This window comes from Streptomyces lushanensis (assembly GCF_001700515.1).
Lineage (GTDB): Bacteria > Actinomycetota > Actinomycetes > Streptomycetales > Streptomycetaceae > Streptomyces > Streptomyces lushanensis.
On sequence record NZ_MAUD01000291.1, the window covers coordinates 24,023 to 34,828 of the forward strand.

At 68.8% G+C, this 10,806-nt stretch carries 12 protein-coding genes; 5 read left to right on the forward strand and 7 right to left on the reverse strand.

Going from position 1 to position 10,806, the window contains the following annotated elements; translation table 11 throughout:
• The first annotated feature begins 18 nt into the window (after positions 1 to 18).
• Positions 19 to 1,392: a sensor histidine kinase gene (locus BFF77_RS22895; RefSeq protein WP_066952922.1), complete on the forward strand. Its 1,374-nt coding sequence runs from the start codon at positions 19 to 21 to the stop codon at positions 1,390 to 1,392.
• Complete coding sequence (locus tag BFF77_RS22900) at positions 1,389 to 2,990, forward strand: fused response regulator/phosphatase (RefSeq protein WP_066952899.1); 1,602 nt, start codon at positions 1,389 to 1,391, stop codon at positions 2,988 to 2,990. Before BFF77_RS22895 ends, BFF77_RS22900 begins: the two co-directional genes overlap by 4 nt.
• Before the next feature lie 119 nt (positions 2,991 to 3,109).
• Here the strand turns inward: BFF77_RS22900 and BFF77_RS22905 are convergent, their stop codons facing one another.
• Positions 3,110 to 3,733: a TetR/AcrR family transcriptional regulator gene (locus BFF77_RS22905; protein WP_245703654.1), complete on the reverse strand. Its 624-nt coding sequence runs from the start codon at positions 3,731 to 3,733 to the stop codon at positions 3,110 to 3,112.
• Between the two features lie 53 nt (positions 3,734 to 3,786).
• On the opposite strand from BFF77_RS22905, the gene BFF77_RS22910 reads away from it, so the two are divergent.
• Together BFF77_RS22910 and BFF77_RS35800 are read left to right on the forward strand one after the other, a co-directional pair.
• Complete coding sequence (locus tag BFF77_RS22910) at positions 3,787 to 4,707, forward strand: zinc-binding dehydrogenase (protein WP_079125400.1); 921 nt, start codon at positions 3,787 to 3,789, stop codon at positions 4,705 to 4,707.
• Between the two features lie 425 nt (positions 4,708 to 5,132).
• Positions 5,133 to 5,306: a hypothetical protein gene (locus BFF77_RS35800; RefSeq protein WP_169922710.1), complete on the forward strand. Its 174-nt coding sequence runs from the start codon at positions 5,133 to 5,135 to the stop codon at positions 5,304 to 5,306.
• Positions 5,307 to 5,329: 23 nt separating this feature from the next.
• Here the strand turns inward: BFF77_RS35800 and BFF77_RS35270 are convergent, their stop codons facing one another.
• Complete coding sequence (locus BFF77_RS35270; RefSeq protein WP_141698497.1) at positions 5,330 to 5,584, reverse strand: hypothetical protein; 255 nt, start codon at positions 5,582 to 5,584, stop codon at positions 5,330 to 5,332.
• Between the two features lie 17 nt (positions 5,585 to 5,601).
• Here BFF77_RS35270 and BFF77_RS37795 point away from each other — a divergent pair, with 17 nt between their 5' ends.
• Positions 5,602 to 5,730: a hypothetical protein gene (locus BFF77_RS37795; protein WP_281196575.1), complete on the forward strand. Its 129-nt coding sequence runs from the start codon at positions 5,602 to 5,604 to the stop codon at positions 5,728 to 5,730.
• A 45-nt stretch (positions 5,731 to 5,775) separates the two neighbouring features.
• Here the strand turns inward: BFF77_RS37795 and BFF77_RS22920 are convergent, their stop codons facing one another.
• From BFF77_RS22920 to BFF77_RS22940, 5 genes are all read right to left on the reverse strand, one after another.
• Entirely contained in the window at positions 5,776 to 6,372 is a 597-nt protein-coding gene (locus BFF77_RS22920) for a hypothetical protein (RefSeq protein WP_066952903.1), read from the reverse strand.
• A gap of 385 nt (positions 6,373 to 6,757) precedes the next feature.
• Complete coding sequence (locus tag BFF77_RS22925; protein WP_066952908.1) at positions 6,758 to 7,603, reverse strand: ribokinase; 846 nt, start codon at positions 7,601 to 7,603, stop codon at positions 6,758 to 6,760.
• Entirely contained in the window at positions 7,600 to 8,409 is an 810-nt protein-coding gene (locus BFF77_RS22930) for a carbohydrate ABC transporter permease (RefSeq protein ID WP_211280300.1), read from the reverse strand. Before BFF77_RS22930 ends, BFF77_RS22925 begins: the two co-directional genes overlap by 4 nt.
• A gap of 95 nt (positions 8,410 to 8,504) precedes the next feature.
• A complete protein-coding gene (locus BFF77_RS22935) occupies positions 8,505 to 9,452 on the reverse strand; it encodes a carbohydrate ABC transporter permease (protein ID WP_079125398.1) in 948 nt (315 codons plus the stop codon).
• A gap of 187 nt (positions 9,453 to 9,639) precedes the next feature.
• Positions 9,640 to 10,806: ABC transporter substrate-binding protein (locus BFF77_RS22940; RefSeq protein ID WP_066952912.1), on the reverse strand; the 1,167-nt coding region annotated here is incomplete at its 5' end.

Sequence of the window (10,806 nt, forward strand, 5' to 3'; positions counted from 1 at the left end):
ACCGGGCCGGCCGGCCCGGTGGCGTCCTTCGCCCTGTCCTCGGCTCAGGACGTGTTCAGCCTGAGGCGTCGTGCTCAAGCGGCGGCGGCGGTGGTGGCTCTGGACCGGCAGGACCAGGTCCGACTGGCGACCGCGCTGAGCGAACTGGGCAGGGACCGGCTCGGATGCCGCGGGCTGGAGGTCCTCTTCGGCCTGGACACAACGGACCGAACCGCCTCCCTCGTGGTCACATTCGTCTGGGGCGGCGGGCCTCCGCCGGCCCAGGACACACTTGACCTGGTCGCGAAACTCGTGCGAGTCAGCCATCGGCCCGGCGCGACCGTCAGCCGCGTTGTCATCACCCAGCCACTTCCCACGGAGAGCGTGAAGGCGGACGAGCGGTACGGGCTGCTGAAGGCGGCACTCCATGACGGCACCGGATCGACCGAGGCGGACGACCTCCGTGCCCAGACACGCGACCTGATCGCGACATTGGAGGAGACGCGCGCGCAGCGGGAGGAACTGCGCCGGCTCAACGAGGAGCTGGAGGAGACCAACCAGGGGGTGGTCGCGCTGTACTCCGAGCTGACGCAGGAGCTGGAGACCACCAACAGCGGCGTGCTGGCGCTGCACTCGGAGCTGGAGGACAAGCGGCACCAACTGCAGGAGGCGAGCGAGGCGAAGACCCGGTTCTGGACGAACATCAGCCACGAACTGCGCGCCCCGGTCAACGCCGTCGTCGCGCTGTCCGAACTGCTGCGGGCCGCCGGCTCTCCGCCTCTCACCCCTGAGCAACAGCAACAGGTCGAACTCATCTCGTCCTCGGGGCATACGCTGCTGTCGCTCGTGAACGACCTTCTGGACGTCGCGAAGGCCGAGGCCGGCCACGTCGAGATCCATCCGGTGCCCGTGGATCTGCGTCTGCTCGTCGCCCACCTCAGCAACCTGCTCCTGACCAGCCACGGCCACGACCGGATCACCCTCGTCACTCCCTCCCTCGAACAGCGAACCGTCCTGACGACCGACGAGACGCTGCTGGTCCGTGTCCTGCGCAACCTCCTCTCCAACGCCCTGAAGTTCACCGAGCGGGGCGAGGTGCGTCTGGACGTCGCCGCGGACCCCGAATCGTCCGTTCCCGCTGTGCTGTTCACCGTCACGGACACGGGGGTCGGTATCCCCGCCGAAGAACTCGGGCGGGTCTTCGAAGCGTTCTACCAGGTACGGGGCCCTCATCAGAGCGGACGGCCCGGCACCGGCCTGGGCCTGCCCTATGCCCGTACGCTCGCCGAACTCCTCGGCGGCTCGCTCACCCTCACCAGCACCGTCGGCGTCGGCACCCGCGTACAGGTACGCCTGCCGGATCTCGGTCATGAGTACGCGAAGGAACCGGAAGCCGAAAGGGGCGGGCCGTGACCGACACAGCCCAGGATCCACTGCCCGCGACAGTCCTGGTCGTCGACGACAGTGAAACGAACCGCTACATCCTCACCAGCTGGCTGGGGCGCGCGGGACACACGGTCATCGGTGCGCACACGGGCGAAATGGGGCTCACGCATCTGAACAACGCACCGCGGCTTCCGGACATCGCGATCATCGATGTCCGGCTTCCCGACATGAGCGGCTTCGAGGTCAGCGAACGCATCAAGGACAACCCGCGGACGTCTCATCTGCCGATCATCCAGATCTCCGCCGCCGCGATCAGCCCGGACGATCACGCGGAAGGACTGAGACGGGGCGCGGACGCCTATCTCAACCAGCCCGTCGACCCGGGCGAGCTCCTCGCCACCGTCACCGCCACCCTGCGCTACGCCAGAGCCCGCCGGCGCGCCGAGAGTCTCGCACAACGCCTCATCGCGCTGAACAAAACGACCTTGGACGTCTACAGCGCTGTCGGCTTTCACTCCTTCGCGTCGGCGGCCACCGGCGGCACCGCCGGCGTCCTGGCCAGTCCCGCCAGCGCGGTGTTCCTCTCTCCCCAGGCCCAAGCCGTCCACAGCATGATCGACGGCCCGCAGAGCTCCGTACGCGCTCATCCCGCCCACCCTCGCCTCCTGGACCAGCTCGCCGCACACGGCCTGGCCCGGGACACCGGGGTCACGCTCGTCCGTGTCCCGCAGGGACAGTGGAAGGCTCTGCTGCCGGCCGACCATCTCGACGGAGACGTCGCACTCGCGATCTCCCGCACCAAGCGCGGCCGTCCCCCCGTCTGCCTGGCCGTCCCCGCGACCGCTCTCCGGAGCACCGACGACGAACAGCTCTTCCAGCAACTGGCCAACGCCAGCGCCCTGGCCCTTGAAGCCCTGCGGACCTACAACGAGGAGCACGCCCTCGGTCTGGCCCTGCAGCGTTCCTTCCTCCCCAAGGAACTGCCGGCTGTCCCGGGCATCGAGCTGGCCTTCCGCTACCTCCCGGCCTCCGAACACGCCGAAATCGGCGGGGATTTCTACGAAGCGGTCGAAACCGTCAACGGTTTGCTGCTCGCCATCGGCGACGTGGTGGGACACTCGCTGACCGCCGCGACCGTGATGGGCGAGGTACGCCACGCGCTGCGCGCCTACGCCATCGAAGGCCACCCTCCGCACCACATCCTGGAACGCCTGGAAACACTGCTGGGCCACTCCCAGCCCGGCATCACCGTCACCCTCTGCCTCGTCCTCGTCACCCCGGGCGAACGTCTCCTGCACATCGCCAACGCCGGTCACATCCCCCCACTCGTGATCGATCCGCGGAAAGGACCACGGTTCCACGAACCGCACGGCCCGCTCCTCGGTCTGGGACTCCCCCACCCGCCGCCCACCGTCCTGAGGGCCCCGCACGGCACACGTGTGGTCATGGTGACGGACGGCCTCGTCGAAGTACGGGCAACCCCACTCGACACCACCCTCGCCGAGTTCCGGGAAGCCGTGGCCGGCGGCCCGGACGACCTCGAAGAGATGTGCGATCTTCTCCTCGAACGTTTCGGACAGAACAAGGACGACGACATCGCCCTGATCACAGCCCTCTTCACCTAGGAAGTCGCTCGGCTCGGGGCTTTCGTCCAGCGACCGGCCGGCGCTCCGGCGGGGGCGGCCGTGAGCTGTGCCGGCAATGCCCTGACCCGACGGGAGCAGCCCCACCGGTCCTCCCGCGGTCAGAGAGGGCGGAGCAGCGTCATGGCCATCCGCTGGACGGAACGGGTGAAGCGGCGAGGGTCCTCGGGCGGTGTCATCCGGCGGATCAGAGCGCCGTCGAAGAGGGCGAGTACGGCGTGGGCCAGGAAGTCGGCGTCCGCGTCGGGACGTCCGTCGGCGAACAGACCGGCGAGATGGCGGTGCCAGAGCTGGTAGCTGGGATCACCGTACTTGTCCTCGGCGCAGGCTTGTTCGTGCGCGGACAGCAACGTGGCGTTGCCTTCGGCGATCCCGCCGAGCACGTCCAGGAAGGCGAGCAGCCGTTCCTGAGCGGGCGCTCCGGGCCCCAGCGGCGGGGCTCCGCTCCTGACCGCCTCGCGCAGGTCGCGTGACCGCTCCTCCAGCAGTGCCTGGAGCAGTCCGGCGCGGCTGCCGAAGCGCCGGAACACGGTGCCTTTCCCGACCCCGGCAAGGGCGGCGACCCGATCGAGCGACACATGGTCGCCGCCGCCCTCGTTCAAGAGCTGCTCAGTCGCGCGCAGTACCGCCCGACGGTTACGGACCGCGTCGGCGCGCTCGGTGTGCGGTGGGGCCATCGGCGTCTCTCGGCTGGACGGACTGACGGTCCGGATATTACCGTGCATCAAACGGACCGTCGGTCCGGATAACGCCCATCCGCGGAGGATGCTCGATGGACATGCGCGCGCTCGTCGTTGATCCCGGCGCCCCTGGGTCTCTGCGGCTCGGGACGGTTCCACGGCCCCGGCCGGCGCCGCATCAGCTCGTACTCGACGTACGGCACATCTCCCTCAACCGCGGTGAGGTGGCGTTCGCCGGGCGACGTCCGGCCGGAACCGTTCACGGATACGACGCCTCCGGTGTCGTCGTACATTCCGCGGCGGACGGCACCGGGCCGTCCGCCGGAGCCAGAGTCGCGGCCTTCGGCGCCGGCGCCTGGGCCCAGCGGATGGCCGTGGACACCACCGCGGTGGCGGAGGTTCCCGCCGGGGTCGATCTCGCGGACGCCGCCGCGCTGCCCATGGCCGGCGTCACCGCGCTGCGCACACTGCGCTCCCGCCCCGTCCTCGGCCGGCGGGTGCTGATCACCGGCGCGGCCGGCGGCGTGGGCCGCTACGCGGTCCAGCTGGCGGCCCTGGGCGGCGCCCATGTGATCGCCTCGGTGGGATCACCGGCGCGCGCCGAGGGCCTGGCCGCACTGGGCGCCCGCGAGGTGGTGGTCGGACTGGAGGGCATCGACCGGCCGGTGGACCTCGTCCTCGACACCGTCGGCGGGCCGCAGCTGACCGCGGCATGGGAACTCCTCGCGCCCGGCGGGGACCTGCGGAGCATCGGCTGGGCTTCCGACGAACCGGCGGTCTTCGCACCCCTCTCGCTGTTCTCCGTCGGACCGTCCAAGACGATCAGCACGTTCGGCGACGTCCATGAGGTCGGCCCGGACCTGGCAGCGCTGCTGGAGTTCGTGGCGGCGGGGAGGCTCTCCCCGGAGTCCGACCGGCGCGGTTCCTGGGAGCGCGTCACCGAGGCCGCCCAAGCGCTGCTGAACCGGCGCATCGCGGGAAAGGTGGTCCTGGACGTGGAGCCGGCGGCGGCCGACTGACCCACTGGCCGCAGCCGGGCGGCGCACCCACGATCTCGGGCCGGGCTCCATCGTCCCGCCGTCACCGCGGCGATGGTGCCCGGGATAACTGGGGTGACAGGGGTCGCTCGGTCCGCGCCGACGGTGCGCCCCTCGTTCCTCACACGTGCGCACGGAGCGTCAAGAGGCCGGTCACTCAGCGCTGACTGAGTACGCGAACGGATAGGGAACCCGGCCGGCGGGACCCTAACCTCACGCCTGTGAACACGACTTCATACCGCTCCGGACGACGTGTCGCAGGGAAGGCCCTGGCCTGCACCGCGGCCTGGTACGGGCTGCTCATCCTCGGTTTGACCCTGAACGGGGTCGCCTCGGCCGTCGACCGGCGGTGCACGGGCACAGATTGGACGTGCGGACTCAGTCCCTTCCGTACCTGGCTTATCTCCATGGCTGTTCTCAGTCCCTTCTTCGCCGCGGCACTCCTCACCTCGGCGGTGGTGCTCCGGTACTCCGTGCACCGGATCGGGAGTGAATCCGCTTGGCTCAACGGAACGATCGCGGCTTTCGGCGGCTTGCCCGTCGGACTCGCACTCTTCTTCGTCGCCGTCTGGGCGGGCTAGGGCCTCTCCGAGCGGCCCGGACGTCAGCCGAGAGGGAACGCCGTCGCGGTGAGGTCTTCGGAGAGGGTCCACAGCTTCCGGGCCAGGGCGGCGTCCTGGGCGGTGGCGCTTCGCACGGCCCGGGCGGGGTGGCCGCACCGGGCACTGCTGGGCCTGATGCACGCCTCGAAGGAGGGCTCACGCGGCGACCGGCCGCGGGCGGCGAACGACAGGGCGTTCGCCGCGCCCGTACGGCTTCTCGCGGAGGCGCGGGCCCGGGGCGGTATCGACCCCGACACCACGGGGGGGGGTCGATATGCCGGTACTGGCGGTGTTGCAGGGCCTCGCGGTGCTGGCCGCCACCGGTACGCACGGCGCCAAGCCGCTCGGTGTGCTGGTGTCGGAGACGGTCGAGACGCTGCTGGCGGGCCTGCGCCCACGATGATCCGGGGCTCGGTTTCCGGGGCCCGGACGACGACGAGATGCTTCCTCACTCGTCCTGGCCGGGCCAAACCGCCGCGAGATCACAGTAGTTGGCGAAGCGGGGGCCGGGAACCGTGTCGTGGACCGGCTGACCGTTCAGCCAGCATATCTGGAAGATGTCACTCTCCGTGTCGAGGAGACAGCACACTCCGCCACTGGCCGCGGTGAGGCCGGTGAACACGGCCCTGACGCTCGCGGATCGCTCGAACAGCCGGCTCATCCCCGACGTGGCCGCGGTGAACTCCAGCGACGCGAAGCGAGGGTGTCGCTCGGGCGCGAAGCGCACCGTGAGATAGATGTACCCGATGCCAACTCTCCCGAACTCGTCAGGTTCGAAGTCATGTTCCCCGCAGAACTCGCGCACCGCGTCGTCGACGCCGGACATGACGGAGGTGTCGAGTTCAAGCCTGTCGCTGGTGGAGCAATCCACCGGGTCGCTCTTGAAGTTGGACGTGAACGGGACGACGACCCGGTCACCGCCGGGCATGGTGACCGCGAGTGGCGTCACTCGACGGGCCGTCGGCGCCAGCTTGTTGAGCTCCAGCAGCGCCCTGACGACGTTCCGCGCAGGCACGACGATCTCGTAGCTGTAGTCAAGCCCCATACGCTCCCCTTTGTCCGTCGAACCGGATCTTCCCCTGACCTGCCCGCGCGCGTTCGGGACCTGGGCATTGTCCGGGAGGTACGCAGGGTCCGGCGAGCGATTTTCGGGCCTGCCGCTCAGTTGAGGCTGTTCAAGTGGACCCTCGAGCAGCAGCGGGCCTTTTCTCGGCCCTCCCCGGCCGACTCGTCGGCAAGAAAGAGGGAGGTTCGGCAGGCTGCCACGGCGCATATCACTGCCCGCGTGGTTGGTCAGCCTCCGAACCCCTCGAAACCCCGCGAGCGGCCCGTCCCTTCACCCGGCGGGCCGCTTTGCTGTGGCGGTCCGACGATGGTCGAGGTGCGTGGTCTCCCGTGGTCCACGGGTCCCGCGGTCCACGGGGTGGCCCCTACCGGCTGGACCGTGGTGTCCGGATGGCCTGGGCTGCCGCAAGGGTTGCCTGGTGCGCTGCTTCGACGAGGCCGGTGCCGTGGGCGAGGTGCGCCGCCGTGATGCCGGCGAACACATCTCCGGCCCCTGTGGTGTCGACCGGCGTCAGCCTCGCTGCGGGAAGGTGGGTGGTCCGCCCCTTCTCCACGACGAGGGAGCCGCCGGAACCGAGTGTGATGATGACGGAAACACATCGCTCCGCAAGGAGGTTCGCGGAGTCCTCCGGCGTCTCGGCGAAGGTCAGATGGTGTGCCTCGGTGAGGTTGACGATGAGGGGATCCGCCGCGGCGAGGACGTGTTCGGGGAGGGTGGCGCTGGGGCTGGCGTTGAGCATCAGCCGTGCGCCATGAGTGACCGACCACCGTGCCGTGGCCTCGGTGGTCACCTGCGGGATCTCCAGCTGGGTGAGGACGAGTCGCGGGGCAAGGACGTCGAGTGCACGCGTGACGTCGGCGGGCAGCAGCAGGCGGTTGGCCTCAGGGAGCACGGTGATGCTGTTCTCACCGTCGGGCGTCACCGTGATGAGGGCGTGACCGCTGGGTCCTTCGAGGGCGAGGAAATGGGAGGTGTCGACCCCTCGCCGGATGAGCTCGGTCTCCAGCGCCCGGCCGGCGTCGTCGGATCCACGGCGGCCGACGAACGCCGTGCCGGTCACGGTCGCCGCAGCGGCGGCCTGATTGAGCCCCTTGCCGCCCGGGTGCTCCAGATAGTCGGTGCCCAGGACGGTCTCACCCGGCGCGGGGCGACGAGGAGTACGGGCGACGAGATCGAGGTTCGCGGATCCGACCACGGCTACGCGGGTCAATTCTTGCTCCCAGTGGTGGCGACTGATGCGACGAAGTAGCGCTGCAGGCCGAGCAGAATCACGGCGGGAATGACTGCCAGCACCGCTGTCTCGGCGAAGACGCGGCCGTAGTCGCTGCTGAACGCGTTGAAGGTCTTGGCGATGGCGACGGGTGCGAGGTCCTTTTCGTCACTGGTCGTGACAAGGATGGGCCACAGATACGCCTGCCACTGGAAGAGAAACAGGATCAGACCGGTACCGATCAGCGCTGGGCGGGTCAGCGGAAGGTAGATCCTGAGAAAGATCCGGGGCCATCCGGCACCGTCCACACGCGCGGCTTCGGCCAGTTCCGACGGGATGCCCAGGAAGAACTGGCGGAGCGTGAAGATTGCCAGTCCGTTCCCGAGTCCGGGCAGGACAAGGGCGGGAATGCTGTTGGTGAGGCCCCAGTCGCTGAATGTGTGTGCCAAGGGAATGGCGATGGCCTCGAAGGGCACGAGGAAGCTCAGCACGACCACGCCGAAGACGAATTTACGGCCGGGGAAGTCGACCACCGCCAGCGCGAAGGCCGCCATCGCGGAGATCACCATGCCGAGAACGACCGTCAGAGCGGCGACGATCACGCTGTTGGAGAGATTGCGCAGGAAGCCGTTGTCGATCGCTGAGTGGATGTTGCCGAGGGTCCAGTGCTCGGGCCACAGCATGTGCCAGTTCAAGGAGGAGCTGTCGGCGAAGGTTTCGGTGGCGCTGCGGAACGTACTGGCGATGAGCCAGAGGACCGGCAGGAGGAAGGCGATGCCTACGGCGACGGCGATGACGGCGAGCACGACACGGCCGGTACGGCCGGATGTCGAAGCCGTGGACAGGCCGGAGTTCGAGGCCGCGGACGGGCCAGGGGTCCGGAGTGAGGTGCGGTTCATGATCAGTTCTCCTCGGCGCTGCGCAGCAGCCGGAACTGGACCGCGACAATGACGATCATCAGGGCGAGCAGCACCAGGAGTTCCGCCGCGGCGGTGTGCGGATCGGCGAGCTCGAAGCTGTTGTGGAAGATGTCGTACATGAGGAAGTTCGACTTCTCCTGCGGCCCCCCGTCGGTGAGGATCTGCATGGGCGCGAACAGTACGAAGTTCGAGACGGTGTCGGCGACCAGGACGAACAGCAGTGGCCGGCGGAGCAGGGGAAGCGTCACCGACCAGAAGCGGCGCAGCGGCCCTGCTCCGTCGATCGCGGCGGCTTCGTAGTACACGGTCGGGATGTCGTTGAGACCCGCGATGAGGAAGATCATCCAGTAACCGACGCCGATCCAGCTGGCGATGAGGATGAGGCTCGCGACGACCTGCCCCTGTCCGGTGAGGAAGGGCTGCTGGTGGATGCCGACCCCGGCGAGCGCCGCGTTGACGGGGCCGTCCGGGCGCAGTGCGATACCCCATACCACCGCGGAACCGGTCATGGGGACCGCGGCGGGCAGAAAGATCAGTGTGCGCCAGACGCCGGTGACGGGCAGGTTCTGGGTGAGGAGCACCGCGAGGGCGAGCGCCAGCGCGATCTGCAGTGGGTTGACGACGACGTTGAAGATCAGGGTTTGCCGGACGGAGGACCAGAAGGCGTCGGAGGAGAAGAGTGCCGTGAAGGTGTCCGGTCCCACGAAGCGTGGCGGCAGGGTGCTGCCGGGGAGGCTTGTGTGGGTGGCGTCGTTGACGGCCTGGACGACGGGGACGAGCCGCAGCACGACGATGAGCGCGAGAGCGGGCGTCAGGAAGATGGCCGCCGCGCTGAGGTTGCCCAGGAGCCTGCGCCGGTGAAGGCTGCCCTTGCGCTGTGTCGGCGGAGCTGTCTCTCCGGCTTCCGGAGGGTGCGTTGTGAGTGTCATTGCGGGTGTCCCTCCCGTCGGCGGGGCCTGTCGGCTCGCCCCGGCCGGTCGGTTCGCGTGGGCTGGGGTCGTTCGTGTGGATCCGGCTGCGCCGCGAGCCGCGGCGCCAGGGCTCGCGAGGCAGAATCCGGACGAGAGGCCCTGGGCCCCGCCCTTCGGGCGGACGGCGCTGCTTTCGGAACACGCCCTAGCGGTACTTGGCCCACGCCTGATTGATCGTGCTGGTGGCTGAGGACAGCGCGCTGTCTGGGGAGGCGCCGTTGCTGATGTCGTCGAAGGTCTTGGACAGTGTGTCCTCGAACTCGACGTAGCCGGCGGTCCTGGCCCGCAAAGTGGCTGTGTTCGCCAATTCGTACTTGGTCAGTTCGACGGCGCCCTCCATGCGGGGGTCCTTGAAGACCGTCTGGTTGTAGAAGGTCGCCGTGCCGGCCGTGCTGGAGGGTGGCACCGCGAGGCTGGACATGTGCTGGGCGAATCCACCGTTGTCGAGTGCCATGTACCTCATGAAGATCTCGGAGGCGACCGCGTGCTTGCTGGCGGGATTCAGCCCGAGGGACCATCCGCCGGTGGGAGTGACGGCCTTGCCGCCCTCGAAGTAGGGGTAGGCGGTGACGCCGAAGTCCAGCTTGGCGTCGGCGGTGAACTTGGTCGCCCACCACGGGCCGCCCGGGAAGAAGGCCACCTGACCGGAGGCGAAGAGGTCCGGGGTCTGGGCCACCGGTACCCCGCGTGGGGAGATCTTGTCCTTGTACAGGGAGCCGTACCAGGTCATGGCCTTCTTCCAGCCCGCGTTCCGGAGTGCGGGCGTGAGGTTTCCGGTACCGCCGGCGCCCGGGCCGCCGCCGAGGCTCTCGGCGAGGGGCTGCAACTGGTAGTAACGGTTCACCTGATCGAACAGCAGGCCCCACTTGGCACCCGCTTGCTGGGTCTTCTTGGCATCGGCGGTGACGGTTTCCCAGGTCAAGCGGTCGGCGGGCTTCGCCGAGGGGAAGGGAACGCCGGCCTTCTCGAGCAGCGCCTTGTTGTAGTAGAGGAGCTGGCTCGACGTCTGGTACGGCAGGGCGACAAGCTTTCCGTCGCTGGTCGCGGCCTGCTGTGACGCCTTGTCGACCTTGCCCGTCAGGTCGGGGAATGCCGAGGAGAGATCGGTGAGCCAGCCCCGTGCCTGGTAGGCGTCGGTACGGGGCATGTCGACATCGAAGATGTCGAGGGTCGAGTCCCGGCGACTCAGGCGTGTGCTGAGCACGCTGTTGAACTGGTCGAACGGAACCGCCTGGTAGTCGACGGTGATGTTCGGGTGTTCCTTGTGGAAGGCCGCGAGTACGGGCTTGATGTCGTCGGCCGCGTACGCGGC